This is a genomic window from Planktophila warneckei (SeqCode), assembly GCF_965234675.1.
Lineage (GTDB): Bacteria > Actinomycetota > Actinomycetes > Nanopelagicales > Nanopelagicaceae > Planktophila > Planktophila warneckei.
In genome coordinates this window covers 1,336,840-1,360,649 of the sequence record NZ_OZ248350.1, presented here as the reverse complement: position 1 = coordinate 1,360,649, position 23,810 = coordinate 1,336,840, and the positions used below count along the sequence as shown (strand labels likewise).

Genomic DNA, 23,810 nt, shown 5'->3' with positions numbered 1-23,810 from the left:
GCCATGGCTAAGACGCTCCCTACCCCTGCCGCCCCGGCGCAGGAAGTAACCCGCGGAGTTCTGGCGATCCGACCTTTCCGCAAACTGTGGAACTCGATGCTCTTCTCCTCCCTTGGTGATTGGCTCGGACTTCTAGCCACAACCGCGATGGCGCAACAACTATCTGGCGGAGATTACGCAAAAGCTAACTACGCAATCGCAGGTGTGTTCATCGCTCGTTTGCTACCCGCAGTTTTCCTCGGCCCAATCGCAGGAGTAATCGCCGACAAATTAGATCGCCGAAAGTTAATGGTTACCTGCGACATCTTGCGCACCGCGCTGTACATCTCTATTCCAATCTTTCACAACTACCTGTGGCTCTACACCGCAACAATTTTGGTTGAGTGCATAACGCTCTTCTGGTCCCCCGCAAAAGAGGCATCAGTCCCCAACCTTGTTCCCCGCGAAAAGTTAGAGAACGCAAACCAAGTTTCATTACTGGCCGCATACGGCACCGCACCAATCGCAGCGCTGTTGTTTACCTTCCTTTCACTTTTCACATCAGCGATCAACGCAGCATTCGGAATTACCTCAACCGCAGTTGATTTAGCACTGTATGTAAATGCACTGTCATTTGCCTTCGCTGCATACACAATTTGGGGATTGCGCGAAATCCCTAAAGGCGCAGCCGCAAAGCACGCCGCCGAAACCGGAATTCTTAAATCCCTGCATGAAGGTTGGAAAGCTGTTTCAACCAGCAAATTAATTCGCGGACTAATCGTTGGAATGGTCGGCGCATTTGTTGCAGCCGGCGCAGTCATTGGCTTAGCCCGAACATTTGTTGGCGACTTAGGCGGCGGAGAAGCCGCATACGGCGTGCTGTTCGGCGCAGTCTTCACCGGCCTTGCGTCTGGAATCGCATTGGGCCCAAAGGTCTTCGCACAATTTTCTCGCCGCCGACTTTTCGGTGCATCGCTCACAATCAGCGGCGCATTCCTTGTGGCCCTTGCCGCAATTCCAAACCTTGTCCTTGCCGTCTTTATCGTTGTAATCCTTGGTGCATTCAGCGGAATCACCTGGGTCACCGGCTTCACCATGCTGGGCATGGAGGTCCAGGATGATGTCCGCGGCCGTACCTTCGCCTTCGTGCAAAGCCTGATCCGGGTGGTTTTAGTCGGCGTTCTAGCCGTCGCCCCACTGATCGCCGCAGCCGTTGGCCAGCACACCTTCAACTTCCAAAACACACAACTAAGCTACAACGGCGCCGCAGTAACAATTCTTCTCGCCGGCCTATTCGCATCACTGATCGGATTTATCTCATACAAACAAATGAAGGACCGCCCCAATGTTTCACTGTGGTCTGACATTGTTAACGCATTCAAAGGTGAACTCGGTGGAATTACCGGCGCACCAACTAAAGGAATTTTCATCGCCTTTGAAGGCGGCGAAGGAATTGGAAAATCAACTCAGTCGCAACTCCTAAAGCAATGGCTGGAACAAGAAGGTGAAACAGTAGTTCTTTCTCGCGAACCCGGTGGAACAGATCTCGGAATTGAAATCCGCCGAATTCTTCTTTCCCATTCCACCGGTGAAATCTCACCTCGCGCAGAAGCTCTGCTGTACGCCGCAGATCGTGCGCACCATGTTTTCTCTGTTATTCGCCCCGCGCTTGCAAATGGTGATGTTGTAATTTCAGATCGCTACTTTGATTCATCCATTGCATACCAAGGCGCAGGCCGCGTTCTGGAACCCGGTGAAGTTGCACGAATTTCACGTTGGGCAACTGAATCACTATTCCCAACGCTAACAATCATCATCGATCTTCCTGCCGAAATCGGACTTGGCCGCATCAAGAGCAAAGACCGTCTTGAATCACAACCAATTGATTTCCACGAGCGTGTGCGCCAAGAGTTCCTACAGCTTGCACTGCTTGACCCTGAGCGTTACTACATCGTCGATGGCAACCAACCGATCGAAGCGATCCACACCTCAATCATTTCTCGCGTTAGCGAAATCCCTGCCCTTAAGCGCAACGCAACTGAAGACAAGGGCAACCTTTTACTTCGCCCAATCCGCGCAGTTAATAAATCTGTTAAGAAAAGCGCAACAGCTGTGAAAGCAAAGGCGAAGACAACAACAAAGAAGCCAGCTAAAAAGTGAGCGTTTACACCGACCTTGTTGGCCAAGCCCACGTCGTTGAAGTTCTTCAAAAAGCAGTACAGGCCACCCGCACAGGCGAAGAATCACAAGAAATGACCCACGCCTGGGTATTTACCGGTCCACCAGGATCAGGTCGATCATCTGCTGCAATCGCATTCGCACAAGCTCTTGTCTGCTCACACGATGGTTGCGGAACATGCAACGAATGCAGATCCGCAGCAAACGGCGCACACCCCGATGTTGAAATCATTCGTACCGAAGGTCTTTCAATCAAGATTGATGAAGTCCGCGAACTTCTTACACGTGTTTCCTGGGCACCATCCATGGGAGGTTGGCGCGTAGTTGTGATGGAAGATGCAGATCGCTTAACTGAATCTGCAGCTAACGCATTATTGAAAGCAATTGAAGAACCCGGCAACCGCACAGTCTGGCTTCTCTGCGCACCAACTCTGCATGATGTTCTTCCAACTATTCGCTCACGTTGTCGCCACCTGCAACTCGTCACACCTTCAACAGAGGCCGTTGCACAAGTGCTTCAAAACAAAGATGGAATCTCACCAGTGATGGCGGATTTCGCAGCCCGAGTTTCACAGGGCCACATTGGTCGCGCACGTTACTTAGCAACCAATGAATCAGTACGAAACACCCGCAACACAATCATGAAGTTGCCATTAACCCTTCAAGGAATCTCATCCGCATTTGCTGCCGCACAAACACTGGTTGATCTTGCAACAGAGCAAGCAACTAACGCAGCCGAATTAAGAAATGAAAAAGAAACAGATGGCCTCGCTCTCGCCTACGGCAAGGGTGCAACCGGTCGCGGAATGGCAACTGGCGGAAGCAAAGCAATTAAAGAGTTAGAGAAAGAACAAAAGACCCGCCAAACCCGCATGATCCGCGATGGTTTAGATGCAGCACTTCTTGATATCGCTACCTATTACCGCGATGTCATGATGGTTCAAGCCGGTAGCAGCGACGCATTGATCAACAAAGAATTAGAAACTGAAATCAACGCCGTGGCCGCCAAGACCAAGCCGCAAAACACTATCAAAAAGATCAACGCAATCATGGAAGCCCGCACCAACCTGGGCCATAACGCAGCACCTTTGCTGACCGTTGAAGCACTTATGTGCGTCCTCGCCCGATAGCCCGCAAAACCCCATTTCACGCCCCTTTTCCCGCACAAATCTGACCGCCACCCACCCCAAACTTGGTAATCACCACCCCCTTTCATAGGGCAAGATTTCCCCATGCGCTTAGACCATGTCTCATATGTAACTTCCCATGATCAACTAGCCGACACCGTCCAACGCCTTGGCTCACGCCTTGGCAGCACCTTCGTAGATGGCGGAGTCCACCCACGCTTTGGCACTCGCAACTTCACACTGCCTCTTCAAAACGGCCAGTACATCGAAGTTGTCTGCCCACTAGATCACCCAGCAACAGAGCAAACCCCTTGGGGCAAAGCTGTTAGCAAGAAAGCACAAGAAGGCGGAGGCTGGCTCACTTGGGTTTTTGCAACTGAAGATATTTCAAAGGTTGAAGAGAAGTTCGGACGCAGCGCAATCGAGGGTCACCGCACACGTCCAGATGGAAGCGATCTTAAGTGGAAGCAAATCGGAGTTAATGAAATCACCGACTCGCGCGAACTTCCATTCTTTATTCAATGGTTAACTGCAGATCACCCTTCACAAGATGGAAAAGCTGTTGCTTCAATTGAGAAGATTACGATCGCTGATACTGATCATCTTTCGGACTCTTGGTTTAAGACAGAGATCCTTGGTGGATTAAACGGTGCAGATGTTGAGTTTGTCGATCCATCAGCAAATGATGGCGAGTACGGAATTGTCGCGGTGCATTTAACGACGCCGGGTGGCGTTGTAAGACTGGACTAAAGTGGAGAAAATGGCGAAAGAGAACGAATATGGTTCGCGCAAGATTTTCTATGAGTGCTTTTACGGTTCAGTAATTTTTGGCAAGGGTTTCGGTGCAAATGCAGTTAGGCGTACTCACTTGACGATGGAAAGGCAATGGGGGGGACATTTCAAGAAAGTCCTGGAGATAGGTTCGGGAAATGGTGAGCACCTAGACTTTATAAAGCATGGTTTTGATGAGTATGTGATGCTTGATTTGGTGAAGACTGTTTTGAATGCAAAATGGAGTTCGGATGGCCGAATTAAAGCATTAGAAGCGAACGCAGAGTCAATCCCCTTCAACACAGGTGAATTTGATCGCGTTGTGTCAACATGTTTATTGCATCATGTTGATAACCCAGAGAAAGTCTTGAATGAGATCAGCAGAGTGCTTTCACCTACTGGCGTATGTACAATCTTCTTGAGTTGTGATCCTGGTTTAGCAGTTAGAACTTTGAGAAAAATTTCCACTGCTCGAAGTGCAAAGAGAAAAGGGTTTAAGGGTTACAACCTGATGATTGCTCGAGAACATAGAAATCACTTTGCGTCATTACTGGAAATCGCGAAATTTGTATTTCAGGACCGAGAATTTGAAGTGAAGTATTATCCGTTTGGCTTAGAAAGCTGGAATCTAAATGGCTACGCAATACTTACAGTTGGAAAAATTCTTCCTAAGCACCCTTAAATCTAACTGCCATTCCGGATCTGTTCGCTTATTTGTCCACTAGACAGTTGATTGAAAAATAATTGCGAAGGCCGTCAAAGTTAAGATTGCGAAGGAATCAACTTATATTTGATAGGGACTCCGAAGGTAACTAGCAGTGCGGTTGAAGTTGCATAGTTTCAACTTAGTGAAGTTGATGGCAAGTCAGGGATTGTTGTGTTGCATCTGATGACCCCGAGTGGTGTTATGCGGTTAGGCTGGGCGAAGTTTTTAGAATGATTAGTCATAGAAACTAAAAACTTAGAGGAAATTGCCATACTTCTTAGTCTTGTCAAGCAACTTGGTATAAATTGAACCCCATGAGAAAGAAAAATAACTCAAAAGTCTCGATTCAAAACTCAGAATCTCAAGGGTATACAGGCACTCAAGAGTTGCTAGATTCTGAGATCGGATTAATTGGGTATAGCACGGAAATAGTCAATAAGTTTTTCTCCAAGATGGATTTACAAGATCGAATTGTTACAAAGAACAGCAACCTTCTTGAATTTGGAGCAGGAACAGGCTTTCTTGCTGAAATATTTAGAAATCGATTTGAGATAACTCCCGATTGCGTGGAGCTGGATCCAAATCTTGTTGCTCTGATAAGAGAAAAGAAATTTCACTGTTTTCAATTTCTAAGTGAAACCACTCGTGATTATTCTGCGATTTACACATCAAACGTACTTGAACATATTGAAGATGACACTTCAGTCCTTAGGGAACTTTTTCATGCATTGGAGCCTGGTGGCGTAATCGGCATATATGTACCTGCTCACCCAATTTTGTATTCGACAATGGACAAAGAAATTGGTCATGTTCGTCGGTACACACGCTCTGAACTTAAAATTAAAGTGCAATCTGCAGGTTTTGTTATTCAGACATTAACTTATGATGAATTTATAGGGTTTTTTGCGTCCTTGTTTGTAAAAATCGTTGGATACAAAAATGGTGCGAATTTAGGGTCAAAGAAGAGTCTTGTAATTTACGATAAAGTTGTATATCCAATTAGCCGTAGATTAGATTTCATCGGCTTTAGACACATCATCGGGAAGAACTTAATTTTAATTGCAGTGAAGCCAAGTCCATGATCGAATCACAGCGAAAGCAAAATTTCTAAGCTTCGGGCTTTATTGGCTTAGTCATCAAATGGCCGATCTTAGCAATGAAGGGGTTAAAGCCTTTGTAGGCCATTTCTATAATTATACGAAACCCTTTGGTAGGCTTAAATAATGACAAGGACCTCGCCAACGGAAGTCGACTTATCTATCGTAATCCCGGTGTTTAAAGAAGAGTCCAACATCTTTCCCTTTTTGAATCGATTAATCCCGGTATTAGAGAAAATTTCAAAAACTTCTGAAGTCATTTTTATTCTTGATCCTAGTCCTGATAACACAGAACAGGTGATCATCGAGAGTTCAAAAACCAACTCAGGCATTAAGCTTATTAAAATGTCGCGCCGCTTCGGGCAACCAGCGGCAACCATGGCGGGTCTTGTCTACTCGACAGGAAAGCGCGTGGTTGTGATTGATGTTGACCTTCAAGATCCCCCTGAAGTCATTCTTGAACTTAATTACAAAATGGATGAAGGCTTTGACGTTGTTTACGCAACTCGCCGAACTCGCGAGGGCGAAACATATGTCAAAAAAATATTAGCAAAATTTGGTTATAGGGTAATTAATAGTCTTAGCGAGGTTCAAATACCTAAAAATACGGGTGATTTCAGAATTATGTCACGTAGAGTCGTTGACCAAATTTGTGCCTTGAATGAAAAACATGGATTCTTGCGTGGTCTTGTTGCTTATGTGGGTTTCAACCAAACAGGAGTTTATTATGACCGCGATTCTCGCTATTCAGGAAACGGAAATTACAATCGCTACTTGGGATCGCTTCGAATAGGCATTAATGGGCTAGTAGGTTTTTCAGCTAAGCCCCTAAATTTTATGTCAGTCTTTGGTGGCGTGATAGCCGGATTTAGTTTTCTTCTGGGTGGATGGTACGCAATTCAAAAGATATTTGGCGTAAATCTAACCCCAGGGTTGTCGACAAGCGTGATCCTTATCAGTTTTTTTGCTGGGATTCAATTACTTTCTCTTGGTTTATTGGGTGAGTACGTTTCGAGAATTTATGATGAAGTGAAAAATCGCCCAATGTACATTATCGAAAAGACTACGGGTTTTAATGAGTAATAGTCCGATTAAACGTGTTGTCATTACAGGGGCTGCAGGCTTTATTGGGAGCAACCTTGTCGATTCATTTCTAAAACAAGGCATAGAAGTTGTGGGAATCGACAATTTAAGCACCGGAAGAATTGAATTCCTCGAAGGTGCACTTATTAACCCTGGATTCAAATTAATAAAGCGCGACCTATATTTGGGAGCCTCACTGGTTGATGAGTTTAATGGTGCTGATGCAATTTTTCACTTGGCAGCAAATGCAGACGTTAGATTTGGGGCGGATAATCCAAGGAGAGATTTAGAACAGAACACAATAGTTACCCATAAAGTTTTGGAGGCTGCACGGCAAGCAGGAGTAAACAAATTCATATTTTCTTCAACCGGATCTGTCTATGGTGAGGCCGAGGTAGTTCCAACTCCAGAGGATGCACCATTTCCAATTCAGACGTCGTTATACGGCGCATCAAAACTTGCTTGCGAAGGGCTGATTGCTGCATATGCAGAATCATTTGGAATGCAAACATGGATTTTTAGATTTGTGTCCATACTAGGCCCTAGATACACCCATGGGCATGTCTATGATTTTTATCAACAGCTGATCCAACATCCAGACAAGTTGACTGTCTTAGGAAACGGCCACCAAAAGAAATCTTATTTGCACGTTTCGGATTGTATTGAAGCAATCCACACATCACTTGGAAAGTCTTCGAACGGTGTAAATATCTTTAATTTAGGTGTCGACGGATACTGTGAAGTTCGAGATTCAATTGGTTGGATCACAAGTGAAATGGGTTTAGATCCAGAACTAACCTTTGGAACAGAATCCAAAGGTTGGATTGGAGATAATCCGCTTATACATTTAGATACTCGAAAGATTCAAAGTCTTGGGTGGACCCCCCAGTATTCAATTGAAGAGGCTGTTCGAGAAACTGTTTCGTTTATGGATGAAAATCATTGGATATTTGAAGGTAGCACCAAAAAATGAAGATTGGCATTGCCGGTCTTTGGCATCTTGGCGTTATGTATGCAGTAGGTTTTGCAGAACTTGGGCATGATGTAGTCGCCTATGACCCTAACCCTGAATCTATTTCAGACCTGAATCAAGGTGAACTGTTAGTTTTTGAGCCTCAACTGCGAGAGATGCTCCTTGGAAATGTTAAAACGGGAAATCTAAAGTTTACGAATCAAGAAGTTGATTTAGAAAACACTGATGTACTAGTCCTAGCTTACGACACTCCAGTAGACATGGAGGACAACGCAGATGTTGACTTTGTGTTGTCTGAATTCACGCGCATTGTAGGTAAATTAAACACAGTCGGACATATCTTAGTAAGTTCACAACTTCCTGTCGGGTCGAGTGATCTAATCGAGAAAATTGTGGAAAAATCTGGTCATAAAGCAAACGTGACAGTACAACCCGAGAATTTGCGCCTTGGAAAGGCAATGGAATCGTTCTTTAGCCCAGAAAGAATTGTAGCTGGAACGATCGACGGAAAACCAGATCAAACTGTTATCGCTGTATTTAGTGGGATTGATGCCCCCATTATTTGGATGCACAGAAGATCTGCAGAAGTGACGAAGCATGCATTAAATGCTTTCTTGGCAACAAGTGTCACCTTCATGGGAGAACTCTCAGAGATATGCGAATTAGTTGGAGCCGACGCCAAGGAGGTGGAAATTGGCCTTAAGTCAGACCCGAGAATTGGAACCCGCGCATATTTAAGTCCCGGCTTAGGTTTCGCAGGTGGAACACTTGCAAGGGATGTACGTAAACTCTCGAATCTACAAAACGGTATTCGAAGCGAGCCAGCGATTTTTACTTCTCTGTTAATTTCGAACCGTCACAACAACGATTGGATTTCTAGATGTCTTGCGACAATCTCTGCAAGAATGGAGGGGGTAAAAATTTGCTTTTGGGGTGTTTCATACACTGACAATACAGATACCTTGCGTCGATCCGTAATATATGAATTGATGAAAGATTTAGCTATGCAGAATGCAAAAGTAAGTTATGTTGAAAATTTGATAATTAAAGAAGAGATGGATTCGAGAATAGTTTGTGTAGATAGCATCGAGGGATCATTAAAAGATACTGATATTCTTGTTGTGTCCAAGAAGCTAAGGCACCTTGGAAATGGCGCAGATGTTTTACCGCTATTACAACAAGAAAATATCTGGGTACTAGATCCTTCGCGAATTCTAATTGACTTAAACAAAGATATTGCGAAGAGTCCAAAGTATTTAACTGTCGGAAAAGGCAAGTAAATGATGTCGAATAATTCCAAAGAAGTAGTCTTCATAAGCGGTGGCACCTCTGGCTTAGGGCTTCAAATAGCTCAACACTTTGTAAATTCTGGTAAGTCAGTTATTTTCTGTGGACGCAGTGAAGAAGCAGTGAAGTTTACGACCGAACTTCTAAAGAATATTTCATCAAGAGAGCAATTGATCTCCGGAATTTGCAACGACGTTTCTAATCGTGGTTCAACAATAGAAATGATATCGAAATTACACGAATTAGAAATCTGTATTGATGTTTTAATTTGCAACGCGGGAGTGATTGGCCCTATAGATAAATTTCTAGATAATGATCAGAAAGATTGGGAAGATGCATTCAACATTAATCTCTATGGCACCTTGAATTTGGTACTGGAAGTACTACCCTCAATGATTTCTCGAAAGAAGGGAAAGATCATCCATATTTCTGGTGGAGGAGCTACTGCACCATTGTTTGGAATGTCTAGTTATGCTGCTTCGAAGGCTGCTGCAGTAAGATTTATTGAAACTCTTGCATTGGAGTATCAGGATTCAGGGGTCTCATTCAATTCAGTCGCACCCGGTATGCTAAAAACTAAATTATTGGATCAGATGTTGGATGCCGGACCAGATCGAGTAGGTGCTAACCTCTTTTCAAAATCTTTGGCAAAAGCAGAAGGTTCTATCGACACATCGCCACAAGCTATTAAATTGATTGATTTTCTGGCTAGTGAAGACAGCGTCGGTATCACGGGTAAGTTAATTAGTGCCGAGTGGGACAACTGGATAAAGTGGCCAAGCCAACTTGAGGAAATTGTAGATTCGGATGTTTACACGCTCCGCCGTATTACAGGGCGAGATCGTGGGCAAGAGTGGGGGGATATCTAGGTGAAAGCAGCAGTTATTGGATGCGGGCTAATCGGCAGAAAAAGAGCAAAGGCATTTCCGGAGTATGTTGAATTAGTGGGCTGTTTTGACGAAGATACATTGGTCGGAGAAAGTTTTGCAACAGAATTCAAGACTACTAACTTCACGTCACTTGGAGAACTGCTTAAGATTCGAGATCTAAATTTTGTCATTATTGCCACCAGGCATGATTCATTGCATTCCTTGGCAATCGCAGCTTTAAATGCTGGTAAACATGTTTTTATTGAAAAACCTGGAGCAATCAATTATTTTGAGTTTAAGAAAGTCTGCGAATTAGCCCGCAAAAAAGATTTAAAGGTTCACGTTGGCTATAACCATCGCCACCACCCTGCTCTAAGGAAAGCATTTGAGTTATCGGGCGAAGGAATGATTGGCGAAATTATGTTTTTACGTGGCCGGTATGGTCACGGAGGAAGACTTGGATATGAAAGGGAGTGGAGAGCGGATAAATCAAAATCAGGCGGGGGTGAACTCATTGATCAAGGCACCCACCTCATAGATCTTTCTATTGGGTTCTTAGGTGTACTCCAGGTCGACTATGCAGCCACCCCTAATTACTTTTGGGATACGGCGGTCGAAGATAATGTGTTTATGTCACTTAAAAACAGAACTGGCGGTATTGCCTTTCTTCAAGCTTCATGTACCGAATGGAAAAATATGTTCTCGTTAGAAATTTATGGAAAAATAGGAAAAATTGAGATTTCTGGTCTTGGACGCAGTTACGGGGTTGAAGCTTTGACTTTTCATAAAATGCTCCCAGAAATGGGCCCACCTCTTTCAGAAACGTGGAGTTTTCCAGAGCCAGACGAATCCTGGGTGATAGAAATGGGTGAGTTTCTTAACGACCTCCAGACTGGAGCAAGTAGGTCAGATAACCTTGATTCATCACTTGAAGTTCTTCGAGTGATAAGTGAAATCTATTCGAGGACAGGCAGATGATAATTGCACGAAGCCCATTGCGGATTTCTCTCGGAGGTGGCGGAACTGATGTCCCTTCGTACTATGAAGAGCACGAGGGATTCTTGTTAGCAGCCGCAATTGATAGATACGTGTATGTAACTGTGATGCGGCCCTTTACTGAAGGTATTTTTCTGAAATACTCAGAAATTGAACATATAAACAAGGTGACAGAGGTGAAGCATCCGATCATTCGTGAAGTTTTGGCGGAACTTAATCTAAAAACGCCACAAATTGAGATTACGACGCTAGCTGACATCCCGTCTGGGACCGGATTAGGCTCTAGTGGTAGTTTTACCACCGCCTTAATCAAAGCACTATTTGCTCATTACAGAAAGAATATCCACCCAGAGCAATTGGCGGATTTGGCTTGCCGGATTGAAATCGAGAAACTAGGCGAGCCTATTGGTAAGCAAGATCAATATATTGCGGCTTATGGCGGAATCACAGAGTTTAACTTTCATAAAGATGGTTCAGTTTCTTCCTCACCGCTAAATCTGAGTGTACCTACTGTTCACGATCTTGAAGACAATTTACTTCTTTTCTTTACTGGAATATCGCGTTCCGCAGGATCTATTCTCAAAGATCAGGTTGACAAGTCAAAAAGGAGTGATGCCAAAATGGTAGAGAATTTACATTTTACAAAAGACTTGGGGCTTAGAAGCAAAAAGGCACTCTTACAAGGTAATACCAAAGAGTTTGGTGAATTAATGCATGAACATTGGGAACACAAGAAATCAAGATCCAGTGGCATGACGAGTGACTTTATCGACAATGCATATACACAGGCTATTCAATCTGGTGCTGTGGGTGGAAAGCTCGTAGGTGCAGGCGGTGGTGGATTTTTGATGTTCTACGCAAACGATAAAGAGAAGCTTCGAAATACAATGCTCGAACTTGGATTGGAAGAAGTGAGATTTCAGTTTGACTTCGAAGGGACAAAGGTAATTCTTTAATAATGTTACCAATGGCCATTCTTGCGGGAGGTTACGCAACCCGTTTAGGCCCTCTGACAAGGGACACCCCAAAATGCTTGATTGAAATCAATGGGCGACCATTCGTTGACTGGCAATTAGATTTACTGATAGACAAGGGTTATTCGGATTTCATTTTTTGTCTATCTTATAAATCGAACTTGATCCAAAACCACTTAGGTGACGGTAGTGAGAGAGGCGTAAGAATCCAGTATTCATTAGATGGGGAAACACAATTAGGCACTGGAGGCGCGATTAAAAAAGCACTTTCAATGCTTGGGCCGGCATTTGGTGTTCTCTACGGAGATTCTTACTTACCAATGAATTATCAGCAGGCAGAGCAGCTTTTTTTGGCCAATCAATCCTATGCACTTATGACAGTTTACAAAAATCAAAATCAATTTGATAAGAGCAATGTTGAATTCGTTGATGGCAAGTTGTTGAATTACGAAAAAGACACAGATAACCAGAACTTGCACCATATTGACTACGGCCTTACCTTTTTTAGGGAGGCTGCGTTTCAACCATGGGCAAACCAGTCATCTTTCGATCTTTCAAAAGTTTGTCACCAGCTGGCAAAGGACAAGCAATTAGATGGATTTGAGGTTCATGACAGGTTTTATGAAATAGGATCTATTTTGGGAATTGAAGAGATTGCCCAGTATCTAGGAAAGGTCTCCAATGAGCTATAGCAAAGAACATCTCAATGAGTCGGTTGAGATTACAAATGCAATCGACCCAGAAATCATCGAAAAGATTGTTGATTTACTTTGTGACGTTAAGTCGTCGGGCGGACGATTGTTCGTATTAGGTGTTGGAGGTAGCGCTGCAAACGCTGGGCATGCCGTTAATGATTTTAGAAAATTAGCAGGCATTGAAACTTATGCTCCAACAGATAATGTTGCAGAATTAACTGCACGAACCAACGATGAAGGATGGCAAACTGTTTTTTCAGGGTGGCTGCGAGTTAGTAAGTTAGGTTCCAAGGACTGTCTGTTTATTTTATCCGTAGGTGGTGGTAATAAAGAGAAGAATGTGAGCCCTAATTTGATTGAAGCCATTGATCTAGCAAAAGAAGTTGGTGCACGAGTAACAGGGATTGTTGGTCGTGACGGAGGTTATACGGCGCAAAAAGCAGATGTCTGTCTAGTAATTCCAACAGTCAACGCTAATACAGTGACGCCTCACTCAGAATCCTTTCAAGCTGTCGTGTGGCATTTGATGGTCTCGCATCCTAAACTTAAAAGCAATCCAACAAAATGGTAAGTAAATTTTACGCATGAAAGCAGCAGCTTTTCTGGACCGTGATGGTGTCCTTAACGCCAGCATAATGTTGGAAGGTGTACCTTGCCCACCCAGAAGCATTTCAGAAGTTGAGATTCTCCCAGGGGTGCGGAGCGCTGTTGAGCTGTTGATTCATAATGGTTATTTGCCGATCGTAATTACAAACCAACCCGATATAGCCAGAGGGAGTAAATCCATTTCCGAAATCAAACAAATAAATGAACACATCGGAACAGAAGTTGGTCTTTCAAACTTCTATATTTGTCCCCATGACGACGAAGACGGATGCAAATGCAGAAAACCAATGCCAGGGCTCATACAGTTAGCTGAAAAAGAATTAGGAATCGACCTTTCAAAAAGTTTCCTAGTTGGCGATCGATGGAGAGATATTCAAGCCGGACAAGCGGTAAAGTTGCCTTCATTTTTCATTGACTATTCATACCCCGAATCTCAGCCAAAACTGCCTTTTACAAGAGTAAACTCTCTACTCGAAGCAGTCTACATCAGATTAGGAGTCAGTAATGGATTCAATAATTAGTGGACTTAAGGTTAAATTGTTTGCAGATGGGGCTGATTTACCGGGAATGCTCGAGATGGCAACTAAGCCTTTCATTTCAGGTTTCACTACGAATCCGACATTGATGCGAAAGGCAGGTATCAATGACTATGCCACTTTTGCAAAATCCGTGCTTAAGGAAATCAAGGATAAGCCAATTTCATTTGAAGTCTTTAGCGATGATGTTGAGGAGATGAAAATTCAAGGTGAAAAGATAGCCTCTTGGGGGGAGAATGTTTTTGTAAAGATACCCATTACTAACGCTCGAGGTGAGTCAACCCTATCGACGATCAAGCATTTGAATGAGCAGAATGTTAAATTGAATGTCACAGCTTTAATGACGGTAGAGCAAGTAAAGGAAGTAGCTGGTGCCTTGAATTCGGAGAATCCAAGCTTTGTATCAGTTTTTGCCGGACGTATTGCGGACACCGGGCGTGACCCAGTCCCGATCATGACCGAATGCCTTAAAATTTTAAGTGATACGGCATCGACTGAGTTAATTTGGGCTAGCCCACGAGAATTATTGAACATAATACAAGCTGATGAGATTGGCTGTCAGATAATTACAGCGACCAATGACATCCTGTCAAAGTTACCGCTGCTCGGCAAAGACCTAAGTGATTATTCCTTGGAAACGGTTCAAATGTTTGAGCGAGACGCAAGATTATCAAATTTTAAAATCTAGTCATGAATTCAATTTCACGATACCTAAACATGAAAGACTTATCGATTGGAAATAGTTTTAGAAAATCATCATCGCTTCTAATCCCCATATTTTTTTGTATTTCGATAACCGGGGGCATACTTTCTCGCTGGCCTTTACAGAATGGTGACAGTGCCTCATATGTAGATTTTTTTTCATTCAAACAACCTAATGACTTTCTTCGAAGTGATATGACGCTTTCAGTTTGGCCGCTGCTTCAGTTTATACAGTCTGGGAGTCAGGATTTTCAACAACTCTTGACGAACACAAATGCAGGAACAAGTAACTTTGCATGGCATGCGTATGTTTTAACGGGCTTGTTATCTTTACTTGGTGTTTCCAATTTTTCATTCTTCCCAAGCTTGATTTTTTTCCCAGTAGTTTTGATGTCCATCTCTTTTGTGGTGGGTTTGAAACTGATTTTTCAGTACTTGGCCTCTAAACTGAGCTTCCCGCAAGCTTGCATTTTTGTAGGCATCTTGATAACGAACCCCATCTTCTTTCAGAGCATTCTTGGTCAAACCTATATAGACCGGTTATTCTTCGGTCCTGCTATTTACATCTTAATACGAATATTTGACCAAAAGAGATTAACATTAGTAGATTCCCTGATTGCATTCATCACTATCTTGATTTCAGAGAGAACTGCTCTATATTTGGGAATTACAATAATTTTATCTTTGGTTTTCTTTAGATTTAGTGAGCTAAAGTCAGATCGCAAGGTTCAAGTACTGGCTATTGTAGGACTGTCCGGGTTTTGCTGGTTCCTTTTTTGGAACATCCATTTTGCAACAAGTGATTACTACTCTGCCATAAGTTTAGAGGGAATTATTTCAAATTTTAACTCAGCCATGTTTGGAAACCGAAGTCCTTTGCTTGCGGAGTTACTCCTTGTTCTTTTACCATTCTTGATATTAATTTCTACGAACATTTATTTGTCAATTTTATCAGCAGCATTGATTTTGCCGAATATTTTTTTTAATATCGGTGGTGCGGAACTTGTTGGATTCTATACTCATTACCATACTGGGTATTCGCCGCTGATTTTTACACTCGCAGCTTTTGGTTATGTGAATTTGTCATGCTCCACTATTTTCAAGGCAGGATCTAAGCGCATGTTTGATGCTTTCATTGTCTCTTTCGTTTCTATTTGGATTCTAAGTTATTGGCAATTTTCGAGCCCTTTTACATCTCTAAATTCATTTGTATCAAATCAAATTGCTGCGAAGTCATTTGACGCCTTGGGGATATTGCCGAACGATATAAGATTGACACGAGAACAGACGGCCAAAGATCTTCAGAATCTGTTGACAGGAATAACCTCGAAGGACGCATTAATCAGTATGCCGGAGTATCTTTTTCCAACCGCTGTTTCGTTAGGGTTTTCTAAAGTCTCTTATTTTCCTGTCGATGTAGGTATAAGCCAGTATGTAGTCGCTCCATATACTCCGACAAGCAATGATTACCCTGACGTCGCAATTTATGGTCTTACTCCGGAGTCACACAGAATTCCTTGGGGGCGGGAGTTACAGAAGGTTTTGAATACTAAATATGATCTTTTGTCAGAAGGCATGGCTCAGGGTTCAAAAGTGATTATCTATAAGTTAAAGAAGGAGTAATCCAAATATTTAGCCGAAAATACTTGCAAAGGTAGGACGGTCCGTTTCGCCCGTTATTTAGCTTCCAAATGCCTTTTCTCTGCTTTCCGATCCATGTTAAGTTCAGATTATCGTTACAATGTCGCTATGACTCGCAGGATAGCTGTAGTAGGAAGTGGCCCCTCAGCTTGGTCTGCGTTCAAGACTTTAGAATCACTTCACGTAGGTTGTTGCACGATCATAATATTAGATGCAGCAGTCAGAGAATCGACATCGAGCATCTCACCAACATTGGCGTCAAAGAAAAAGCTGGGATCTTCACATATGTATGCTGGAAACAGCGGAGGGATAACCTTTTCTAACCCAAGTAATTTTTCTTTAGCAAACGGTGGTTTTTCTACTGTTTGGGGTGCTGGAATTAGGCTTTGGGATTCAAAAGTGCTTGAGAAATATTGTCATATCGATGACATCTATGATGCGGCAAAGGAACTACTAGACAATTTACCTTATTCAGGAAACTCAGGGACCATAAATATCCCTGAGAAATTTATGGTTAAAGAAACTCCACGGCCACCCAATTCAAATGATTTCCGTGAAATAGTGGGCTCAGTTTCTAAAAATGTTTGTTCATTCGAAACGGCGCTAGCACTTGATGTTGTCACGAACCTAAAGTGCGTTGGATGTGGAAACTGTCTTACTGGATGTCCTTATGGAGCTATTTTTGATTCGGGGAATGCTTTTGATAAGTATTTTTCTGCTCATAAGTCGCGTAGAAAGCAAGTTTATGTGGAGAGAATATCCTCAAACCAAGAAGGCCTAATGGTGTGGGGCCATTTGAGAAATGGCGAATCGTTCAATGAATTATTTGATGAAATTCATTTGTGTGCTGGCGCGATTGGGACACCTTTAATTCTAATGAAATCCAATTTGATTAGCGATCAACAAATCACAGTCTTGGATAGTCAAGCTTTCTACTTTATTGGTCTTAAGTTTTTTAGGAAAACAAATTCTCCATCGTTTGCTTTATCACAAGTCACGCTTTCCTCGACTGACACTAACAAGATAGATTTTAAGGCTTCGCTTTATCGATCCAACATTGAGACACGTCTAAGAATTTCACAGCTATTGAAAAGTAAGTTGAAATTCGATATCCCTATTCCAAGTTGCATCGACCGAGTGTTATTCTTGGGTATTGGGTTTCTTGATTCAGGAAATAGTGGAATAATTGAAGTGAGAAAGATTGATAAAGAAATCTTCGTCCGACCTATCATAGCTGGGAGGAAGCGGGTTAAGGTTGCCTTACAACAGATACGTAAATACCTTTCAGTCAAGGGATTTCATGTCATTCCAGGAATCTTTATTAAACCTCTTCCAGGATTAGGGTTTCATAGTGGAGGTGGATTACCGTTAGGATCAACTCACGTAGATGATTTTGGTCGACTTAGGAGTGATGTTCGGATTCGAATCAGTGACGTCTCAATTCTTAGGTCAATTCCCGCCGGGGCCCACACTTTCACATCAATGGCCCTTGTTAGTTCCATAATCAAGAGTGAATATGAAAATAGCAATCACGGGGCATAGTGGGCATATCGGCGCCCAGTTATTGTCCAGGATGCCCTCTGATATCGAGTTCATAAAGTTAGGACGAAGTGATTCTGACACTTATTGGAAGTTGGGGATTCTTCCAGATCCATCGCAACTCGTTGATATCGATGCAATTGTGCACCTTGCTTGGGGGACAACTGATCGAAAAATGAATTTTCATACTAACGTTGGTGGCACAATTCAGTTGGCCAGCCTAGCTAGGGATTTAGGATGTCCATTTTTGTTCATTTCCTCGATAGGCGTGAATAGTGAATCTCTCTACGGTGAGTCAAAATTCTTAGCAGAAAATGGTGTCATTGAGGTTGGTGGTCAAGTCGTACGGCTGGGACTTATGCGAACAACTAATCGTTATCTAGGGTCTAAAAAGAAGTTCTTTACCGTCTACCCACGGTTCAAGAATTTGATTCCAATTACTGAATTTGACTCATTTACAAAATTTTTGCTTGAGTGGATAAATAGCCGTCCTGGTTTGGGCATGAACGATAAGGCCACTGTGACATTAGTTGACGATTATTGTGCCCTTAGTAATTTAATTGACTCCAAATTTAAGGTCTCCATCTCTGAAAAAATTGTTGGATTGTCACTGAGATTCTTGAGCAAACTCGACTATCGTATTTCAGATATTTATGACGGTTTTAAAACCATCGCAACCAGAAAAGACTTTAATTAGGATCCTCAAGTAGTTCTATCCTCAATTCTAGTTGCGCTATCTTGATTGCTGCTGCTTCAAGTCGTTTTTCAGATTTTGTTAGCTCCATACTATGGTGGAGATCTTGAATCAATGTAAAAATGATGAGTAAAACCAAAACAAAATTTGAAGGTAATGCAAATCCGAGAAAGTTGGAAATATCAGACAGCAAGCCGGTATTTATAGTGCAAAAAAATGCAAAACAAAGAGATAAAGCCCAAATCACAATGTACTTTTCACGTAATTTTTGCTTACTAACAAGCCTAATAAACACAAATGAGAGTAATAGGCAAAGCAGGACCAGCGATATTTGTAATCTATTCATTCTTTTTCCTTGGGCTTTGGTACATAACAATAGAAGAAATTGAACGAATCAAATAAAGAGCGGATTTAACGAGACCCGTTGAAGGTTCCCCCGCGCGTCGTTTATTCATTTTAACTGGGGTTTCGGCGACCCTAAATTTGTGTGAATGAGCTACAACTAGAGAATTTAAAGTATCGCCCAGGTACTCAGTGGGGTATTGATGTGCAAATACTTCGATAGCGCGCGAATTTGTTAATCGAAATCCAGAAGTTGGATCAGAAATCCTAAATCCAGTTCTCAACCTAATTGCTCCAGACAATATGTGCATGGTAAATCGTCGAAACCCACTCGTGAATTTTTCCGATAACTGAAATCGTGATCCAACTACTATGTCGAAACCTTCTGATACTTCAATCAATTTCGAAATCCAGAACGGATCGTGCTGACCGTCAGAATCAAATTGAACTACTGAGGAGTAGCCGCCATTATGTGCCCAAGTGAAACCAGACCTCATAGCCCCACCAACTCCGCAATTGAAAGGCAATCGCATCAGCGAGATGTTAGCGAGTTTGTTAGTTGATATAAAATCTTTTGATACCTTATATGATTCATCATTAGATCCATCATCTACAATCAAGATATCGTATGAATTATCTACGCAAATCGGAATTAGTCCCCTTAAAGTTGAGACAATTGAATTTTCCTCGTTATACATCGGTAGAACAATCAGAATTCTCTTGGCCATAACTAATTTATTTCTCTGTCAATAGACTCGACTTTTTTTACGAACTTAGCAGGTACCCCAGCCCATATTTCATCTGGCCCCGTATTTTTTAGCAAAACTGAATTTGCCCCAATGATGCATCCCGGACCAATGATGACGCCAGGCAATATTGTTACGTTTGCACCAATCCAAACACCAGATCCAATTGTAACTGGGAGTTCTAGTACTGGCGTCTCTAGAATGCTTCCAAAATCAGCTCCTAGATAATGTTTACCTGTTGAGATTACAACATTTGCACCTACCAAAACATTATCGCCTATTACAACATCACCGACAGCATTAATGTAGGTCCCAGAATTGCATGAAAAATTTATACCGGTTCTTATGCGACTCGCATATATAATTGTGACATTATGTTGAATAAATGATAATCCGCGAAGTTTTGCGAATAAGACTTTGTAAGCGACAGTTCGCAAAAGGAATCCAATACCGCCGGGTATCCATCGCAGAACCCACATTACCCAGGATTCGATTTCCTGTCGTAGTGCTACGCGGATAATACCCTTTGGGAATTTATTACGAAGAAGTCCCACTTATCCCCCAAACCGCCCAATCAAAACTCTATAGTTTCTCACGGACGTAAGTTACTACAAAAGCACAGAAATGGCGGGGACCCGGTGAACTTGATCCTACTCGCAGGTCTATTGGGAACTTTAATTTGGCTTGCTAGTCACGGGTTGCCCAGAAGCAAACAGATTGAATTGTTTCTATGTTTTCAGTTGGCCATGATTTTTGTTGGATGGATTGGTTTTAATAACTTTTACCTCATTCCTATTTTGAGGGTAATCTTCCTAATACTTGTCATTCAATTGATAAGAAAAGTTTCTTGGAAAAGAACTAAAGTTTTTAGTCTTATATCAACTGTAATTTCCTTTTCACTTCTAGGTTGGTTAATTCTTGCTCACGTAAAGAAATTCTTTTTTGTTCTTGCACTCGGATATGACAATAGCTCTCACCTGGCTTTCTTATATAGAACATGGGTGAGCGGAAAATTTGAATATGGACTTGGCGACACTGATGGCTACTTGATTCCCTACTCTAATTTATTTAATGCTTATCCTTCTTTGCAAATGGAAACCTGGGCGTCGATAAACAAATTGGCAGGTTTCAATATTGGATCAACTGGTGAACTAGTCGGTTCTTTTATCTTGTTGCTATTCACGACAATCATCATATTAGCCTTAGCTATTTCCTCTTTCGCTAGAATTTTAAACTTACGCACTCAAATCCTCACTTCGATTGCTGTAATAATTTTCCTTATCGGGGGAACTTTTTCATCAATTGTCTGGTCTGGATTTCCTCCAACAATTTGGGGGATAGTCGTTTCTGCCTTCATTTTTAGGTATTTTTTACTGGAGGATGTAAGCGCCAACCGTCGATTCCTATTTGTTTGCCTTGGGTTAGTAGTCTTACTGTATTCCTACCAGATATTCTTTTTTCCATTTTTGATCTTACCCGCAATTTTACATTTAAGCGATCGCAAAAAGTTCACGCTAGGCCGTTACGGCGAAAATCTTATTGCAGTAGTTTTTTTGATTTCGCTTGCAAGTGTCTTTCTATTTCAAACTATAAAAATTAAAAGCTATATGTTCGCACTTGGCGGTATTCAATTTCCTTCACCTACTTTATTTTTCGGATTACTTTCACTTCTAGTATTTTTGGTCTTAAATCGCAAAACTTCAAAAGTACTCCATTTTAGAGAGTCGCTGTTGCTCTATTCAGTTCTACTCTTTGGAGGGGTACTAGTTATTTACGGAAAAGTTTCGGATCGTGGTGCGTATTACCCTGTCAAGGTGCTCTATTTATTCCTAACTTTAATGTTGTGTTTCATTATCTACTTGGTTACTAACGGAACACAACGGACGTCATTCAAATTCACCACATCCAAAATTGGCGCACTAGCACTAATAGTAATTTTGTCTATCGATCTAATTCAGGGTCAAACCTACAAGTTTGCATTTGGTGGGAATTCCTCAAACATCCTGCGGGAATGGCGCCTAGTCCAAAATGGCGACTTTTCTCCATTCGGAAATAATTGCTTAGATCAAGTTTTTCAGAGTGCGAACAGTTCGAACCACTTCGGATATAAAGACAAGAAGAGACTGAACTACGTTCCTGGAACAGGATGGCAAGCCGATTTGCTTTCGAGGTGGTCGAATTCTCTTGAGGGAAGAATTGATGACTTAGTTCTTGAACTAACTATTCCATTGGGTTCAAATAATATACACTCTGAAATTATTGCGAATTTTAAGGCGAAATATCCAGATGTAGAGGTACTGCCAGTTAAACTGTTAAAAACAAGCGCATGCTCCTATTAGTAAGCGTTTCCATTGAGTAAATAGGCATCCACCTCATTCTTTTGTTTCACTAAGAGGTTTTCTGCAAATTCAAAGCTCAGGTGATGGCTGTCCCAAGTAAACGGAATGTTTGAATGCCAAAGTGTGCAATTTGAAAGGCTACATAGTGCCCTTATTTTGCTGATGTAGAAATAGCCAAGACTACTCGTAGGATTCTCAAGCATCGAATCAGAGTCACTGCCAGGAACAATTCTCCTCAAAATCTCGCTTCTATCGAATCCAAACTCATTAATCAAAAGCGGTAATTCTGAATTAGTTTCAATGTATCCACCAAAAACGATTACCTTGCTGATTCCTGACTCCTTTAGAAAAGCCGCATAGCTACTCAATTCCGCTGGTGGATACCAGCCAAAGAGAACGTTTAGAACAATTGCATCGAACTGTTTCAAATACTCAATGTTGAAGCGCGTTTTATTTAAATCCACACACTTATCCAGGTTTGGGAATGTGCGCGGAACGAGCTCGTTCATACGTTTAGTTGGGGGGCAACCGCCAAGCTCTGACATGGAGTAATCAAAATCAGGATAGACCGCATACATGGCGTTTAAGGCATCAACAGCGTGGCTGTCTCCCATTATCAGGACATTGAATTTCTCGCTTAGTGGGATATCGCACTTTTCCCAACCTTTGCTTTCGCATATTTTAATACGCGTACTAAAGCGCAACTGTTTACCGGAATCAATGTCAGATTGCGTGTAGATCAGACTCCTTTGGTTAGTGAGGGGCTTCTTATTCATTATTAAAGTTGGTACACAAACTGCTACTACAATTAGTGACATTGTGAGCATCGAAGTCCAAAGTGATTTGGAACCACTACGAGAATTCCTTAATGGAAGCTCGTAAAATCGGTGAAGAATATGTGATGTTAAAAAGATAAACATCGTCAAGATAATACATTCAAAAGCACTCAACTGTTGTCTATTATTACTTTCTAAATAGAATACAATTATCGGCCAGTGAACTAGGTAAATTGTGTAGCTTCTTTTTCCAATGTACTTAAAGAATCTCATTTCAAGAATGTTTAATCTAGATTTCATTCCACCATTAGAAATTAAGTAGGCAATTGGAAGAATGAATAGAAGAGATATCGGACCTGGTAACAATGAAGAAGCGTCGAGGGTTAGAAAAACACCTAGGAGGGCAATTATTGATGCAAAAAAGTAGGTTCGTGAATGTTTGAGAGAAAACCCCTGCCTCCATGGAAATAGAGCCAAACCTACTCCGATTAGAAATTCATAGAAACGAAATAATGGCAGATAGAAAGTAGCTACTGGGTGATTCAAATTGAAATAAATTGATGAAAAAAATAGAAAACCTAGTATGATAAAAAAGGTTTTTGAATTCCGAAGAAAAAATTTATAAGTAGTGAATAGCAGGAGTGGCCAGATGAAATAGAACTGTTCCTCGACACTTAGTGACCAAATATGTAGCAGAGGCTTTTCGATCGAGCTCAAGTCGAAGTAGCTTGACGTCTTGTAAAAGTATAGATTTGAAATACCAAGAATACTGACTAAAGCGGTTTTTGCCACTGAAATAAATTTTTGTTGATCGAACAATAAATATGCAGAAATAATGGTCAGGAGAATTACCAGGATAAATGAAGGGAATAACCTTTTAAATCTCCTGAGGTAGAAATGCGAAAAATTTATGCGGCCACCGTTCTGAATCTCATCAATTAGCAAACTCGTAATCAGGAAGCCACTGACGATAAAGAAAACATCTACACCGAGGAATCCCCCTGGTAGCAAATCCGGGCGTAAATGGAAAGCCAGAATTGCGAGAACTGAAATCGCTCTCAATCCATCTAAATGTGGAATGTAGGTAAACGCTATTTTCTGACCATCCATAATCTCCAAGAATAGATCCATCTCGCGGTGTTGCAAGGCGTCAT

General features: G+C 42.0%; 23 protein-coding genes. 19 read left to right on the top strand and 4 right to left on the bottom strand.

Annotated features, from left to right (window positions below; all coding sequences use genetic code 11):
* Positions 1 to 3: 3 nt before the first annotated feature.
* From tmk to AC8GFU_RS06950, 18 genes are all read left to right on the top strand, one after another.
* Positions 4 to 2,139, top strand: a complete 2,136-nt coding sequence (tmk, locus tag AC8GFU_RS07035; protein WP_506626427.1) for a dTMP kinase — start codon at positions 4 to 6, stop codon at positions 2,137 to 2,139.
* A complete protein-coding gene (locus tag AC8GFU_RS07030; RefSeq protein ID WP_506626426.1) occupies positions 2,136 to 3,287 on the top strand; it encodes a DNA polymerase III subunit delta' in 1,152 nt (383 codons plus the stop codon). Before tmk ends, AC8GFU_RS07030 begins: the two co-directional genes overlap by 4 nt.
* A gap of 102 nt (positions 3,288 to 3,389) precedes the next feature.
* The gene (locus tag AC8GFU_RS07025) at positions 3,390 to 4,034 is read left to right on the top strand and encodes a VOC family protein (RefSeq protein ID WP_506626425.1); all 645 of its coding nucleotides are present in this window, start codon (positions 3,390 to 3,392) and stop codon (positions 4,032 to 4,034) included.
* Between the two features lie 10 nt (positions 4,035 to 4,044).
* On the top strand, positions 4,045 to 4,737 hold the full coding sequence (locus AC8GFU_RS07020; protein ID WP_506626424.1) for a class I SAM-dependent methyltransferase: 693 nt from the start codon (positions 4,045 to 4,047) through the stop codon (positions 4,735 to 4,737).
* Between the two features lie 338 nt (positions 4,738 to 5,075).
* Entirely contained in the window at positions 5,076 to 5,843 is a 768-nt protein-coding gene (locus AC8GFU_RS07015; protein WP_506626423.1) for a class I SAM-dependent DNA methyltransferase, read from the top strand.
* Positions 5,844 to 6,032: 189 nt separating this feature from the next.
* Positions 6,033 to 6,941, top strand: coding sequence for a glycosyltransferase family 2 protein (locus AC8GFU_RS07010; protein ID WP_506626422.1), 909 nt, complete (start codon positions 6,033 to 6,035; stop codon positions 6,939 to 6,941).
* Positions 6,934 to 7,914, top strand: coding sequence for an NAD-dependent epimerase/dehydratase family protein (locus AC8GFU_RS07005; protein WP_506626421.1), 981 nt, complete (start codon positions 6,934 to 6,936; stop codon positions 7,912 to 7,914). The genes AC8GFU_RS07010 and AC8GFU_RS07005 overlap by 8 nt, the downstream gene beginning before the upstream one ends.
* Positions 7,911 to 9,194: a nucleotide sugar dehydrogenase gene (locus AC8GFU_RS07000; RefSeq protein WP_506626420.1), complete on the top strand. Its 1,284-nt coding sequence runs from the start codon at positions 7,911 to 7,913 to the stop codon at positions 9,192 to 9,194. Before AC8GFU_RS07005 ends, AC8GFU_RS07000 begins: the two co-directional genes overlap by 4 nt.
* Positions 9,195 to 10,070 (top strand): SDR family NAD(P)-dependent oxidoreductase, encoded by an 876-nt coding sequence (locus AC8GFU_RS06995; protein WP_506626419.1) that lies wholly within the window; start codon positions 9,195 to 9,197, stop codon positions 10,068 to 10,070. It begins immediately after the preceding gene.
* On the top strand, positions 10,071 to 11,048 hold the full coding sequence (locus tag AC8GFU_RS06990) for a Gfo/Idh/MocA family protein (protein WP_506626418.1): 978 nt from the start codon (positions 10,071 to 10,073) through the stop codon (positions 11,046 to 11,048).
* On the top strand, positions 11,045 to 12,022 hold the full coding sequence (locus AC8GFU_RS06985; protein ID WP_506626417.1) for a GHMP family kinase ATP-binding protein: 978 nt from the start codon (positions 11,045 to 11,047) through the stop codon (positions 12,020 to 12,022). Before AC8GFU_RS06990 ends, AC8GFU_RS06985 begins: the two co-directional genes overlap by 4 nt.
* An 11-nt stretch (positions 12,023 to 12,033) precedes the next feature.
* The gene (locus AC8GFU_RS06980; RefSeq protein WP_506626416.1) at positions 12,034 to 12,732 is read left to right on the top strand and encodes a sugar phosphate nucleotidyltransferase; all 699 of its coding nucleotides are present in this window, start codon (positions 12,034 to 12,036) and stop codon (positions 12,730 to 12,732) included.
* Entirely contained in the window at positions 12,722 to 13,306 is a 585-nt protein-coding gene (locus AC8GFU_RS06975) for an SIS domain-containing protein (RefSeq protein ID WP_506626415.1), read from the top strand. The genes AC8GFU_RS06980 and AC8GFU_RS06975 overlap by 11 nt, the downstream gene beginning before the upstream one ends.
* Before the next feature lie 13 nt (positions 13,307 to 13,319).
* Positions 13,320 to 13,862 carry a D-glycero-alpha-D-manno-heptose-1,7-bisphosphate 7-phosphatase gene (locus AC8GFU_RS06970; protein ID WP_506626414.1) on the top strand — a complete coding sequence of 181 codons (543 nt, stop codon included), beginning with the start codon at positions 13,320 to 13,322 and terminating at the stop codon, positions 13,860 to 13,862.
* Positions 13,846 to 14,565 carry a transaldolase gene (locus AC8GFU_RS06965; protein WP_506626413.1) on the top strand — a complete coding sequence of 240 codons (720 nt, stop codon included), beginning with the start codon at positions 13,846 to 13,848 and terminating at the stop codon, positions 14,563 to 14,565. Before AC8GFU_RS06970 ends, AC8GFU_RS06965 begins: the two co-directional genes overlap by 17 nt.
* 2 nt (positions 14,566 to 14,567) lie before the next feature.
* On the top strand, positions 14,568 to 16,202 hold the full coding sequence (locus tag AC8GFU_RS06960) for a hypothetical protein (RefSeq protein ID WP_506626412.1): 1,635 nt from the start codon (positions 14,568 to 14,570) through the stop codon (positions 16,200 to 16,202).
* A gap of 126 nt (positions 16,203 to 16,328) precedes the next feature.
* Positions 16,329 to 17,762, top strand: a complete 1,434-nt coding sequence (locus tag AC8GFU_RS06955; protein ID WP_506626411.1) for a 4Fe-4S binding protein — start codon at positions 16,329 to 16,331, stop codon at positions 17,760 to 17,762.
* Entirely contained in the window at positions 17,737 to 18,456 is a 720-nt protein-coding gene (locus tag AC8GFU_RS06950) for an NAD-dependent epimerase/dehydratase family protein (protein ID WP_506626410.1), read from the top strand. The genes AC8GFU_RS06955 and AC8GFU_RS06950 overlap by 26 nt, the downstream gene beginning before the upstream one ends.
* Here the strand turns inward: AC8GFU_RS06950 and AC8GFU_RS06945 are convergent.
* From AC8GFU_RS06945 to AC8GFU_RS06935, 3 genes are read right to left on the bottom strand one after another with little or no spacing between them, the layout of a single operon-like run.
* Positions 18,449 to 18,799, bottom strand: a complete 351-nt coding sequence (locus AC8GFU_RS06945) for a DUF2304 domain-containing protein (protein ID WP_506626409.1) — start codon at positions 18,797 to 18,799, stop codon at positions 18,449 to 18,451. The genes AC8GFU_RS06950 and AC8GFU_RS06945 overlap by 8 nt on opposite strands.
* Positions 18,792 to 19,523 (bottom strand): glycosyltransferase family 2 protein, encoded by a 732-nt coding sequence (locus AC8GFU_RS06940; protein WP_506626408.1) that lies wholly within the window; start codon positions 19,521 to 19,523, stop codon positions 18,792 to 18,794. The genes AC8GFU_RS06945 and AC8GFU_RS06940 overlap by 8 nt, the downstream gene beginning before the upstream one ends.
* Before the next feature lie 2 nt (positions 19,524 to 19,525).
* Complete coding sequence (locus AC8GFU_RS06935) at positions 19,526 to 20,095, bottom strand: acyltransferase (RefSeq protein ID WP_506626407.1); 570 nt, start codon at positions 20,093 to 20,095, stop codon at positions 19,526 to 19,528.
* Between the two features lie 84 nt (positions 20,096 to 20,179).
* Between AC8GFU_RS06935 and AC8GFU_RS06930 the strand changes: the two genes are divergently transcribed.
* Positions 20,180 to 21,880 carry a hypothetical protein gene (locus tag AC8GFU_RS06930; protein ID WP_506626406.1) on the top strand — a complete coding sequence of 567 codons (1,701 nt, stop codon included), beginning with the start codon at positions 20,180 to 20,182 and terminating at the stop codon, positions 21,878 to 21,880.
* Here AC8GFU_RS06930 and AC8GFU_RS06925 read toward each other — a convergent pair.
* Positions 21,877 to 23,766 (bottom strand): acyltransferase family protein, encoded by a 1,890-nt coding sequence (locus tag AC8GFU_RS06925; protein ID WP_506627180.1) that lies wholly within the window; start codon positions 23,764 to 23,766, stop codon positions 21,877 to 21,879. The genes AC8GFU_RS06930 and AC8GFU_RS06925 overlap by 4 nt on opposite strands.
* Between the last annotated feature and the right edge of the window lie 44 nt (positions 23,767 to 23,810).

Coding starts and splice junctions, on each gene's coding strand:
- tmk (WP_506626427.1), top strand. CDS start 4: ATGGCTAAGACGCTCCCTACCCCTGCCGCCCCGGCGCAGGAAGTAACC.
- AC8GFU_RS07025 (WP_506626425.1), top strand. CDS start 3,390: ATGCGCTTAGACCATGTCTCATATGTAACTTCCCATGATCAACTAGCC.
- AC8GFU_RS07020 (WP_506626424.1), top strand. CDS start 4,045: ATGGCGAAAGAGAACGAATATGGTTCGCGCAAGATTTTCTATGAGTGC.
- AC8GFU_RS07015 (WP_506626423.1), top strand. CDS start 5,076: ATGAGAAAGAAAAATAACTCAAAAGTCTCGATTCAAAACTCAGAATCT.
- AC8GFU_RS07005 (WP_506626421.1), top strand. CDS start 6,934: ATGAGTAATAGTCCGATTAAACGTGTTGTCATTACAGGGGCTGCAGGC.
- AC8GFU_RS07000 (WP_506626420.1), top strand. CDS start 7,911: ATGAAGATTGGCATTGCCGGTCTTTGGCATCTTGGCGTTATGTATGCA.
- AC8GFU_RS06995 (WP_506626419.1), top strand. CDS start 9,195: ATGATGTCGAATAATTCCAAAGAAGTAGTCTTCATAAGCGGTGGCACC.
- AC8GFU_RS06985 (WP_506626417.1), top strand. CDS start 11,045: ATGATAATTGCACGAAGCCCATTGCGGATTTCTCTCGGAGGTGGCGGA.
- AC8GFU_RS06980 (WP_506626416.1), top strand. CDS start 12,034: ATGGCCATTCTTGCGGGAGGTTACGCAACCCGTTTAGGCCCTCTGACA.
- AC8GFU_RS06975 (WP_506626415.1), top strand. CDS start 12,722: ATGAGCTATAGCAAAGAACATCTCAATGAGTCGGTTGAGATTACAAAT.
- AC8GFU_RS06970 (WP_506626414.1), top strand. CDS start 13,320: ATGAAAGCAGCAGCTTTTCTGGACCGTGATGGTGTCCTTAACGCCAGC.
- AC8GFU_RS06965 (WP_506626413.1), top strand. CDS start 13,846: ATGGATTCAATAATTAGTGGACTTAAGGTTAAATTGTTTGCAGATGGG.
- AC8GFU_RS06960 (WP_506626412.1), top strand. CDS start 14,568: ATGAATTCAATTTCACGATACCTAAACATGAAAGACTTATCGATTGGA.
- AC8GFU_RS06955 (WP_506626411.1), top strand. CDS start 16,329: ATGACTCGCAGGATAGCTGTAGTAGGAAGTGGCCCCTCAGCTTGGTCT.
- AC8GFU_RS06950 (WP_506626410.1), top strand. CDS start 17,737: ATGAAAATAGCAATCACGGGGCATAGTGGGCATATCGGCGCCCAGTTA.
- AC8GFU_RS06945 (WP_506626409.1), bottom strand. CDS start 18,799: ATGAATAGATTACAAATATCGCTGGTCCTGCTTTGCCTATTACTCTCA.
- AC8GFU_RS06940 (WP_506626408.1), bottom strand. CDS start 19,523: ATGGCCAAGAGAATTCTGATTGTTCTACCGATGTATAACGAGGAAAAT.
- AC8GFU_RS06925 (WP_506627180.1), bottom strand. CDS start 23,766: ATGGATGGTCAGAAAATAGCGTTTACCTACATTCCACATTTAGATGGA.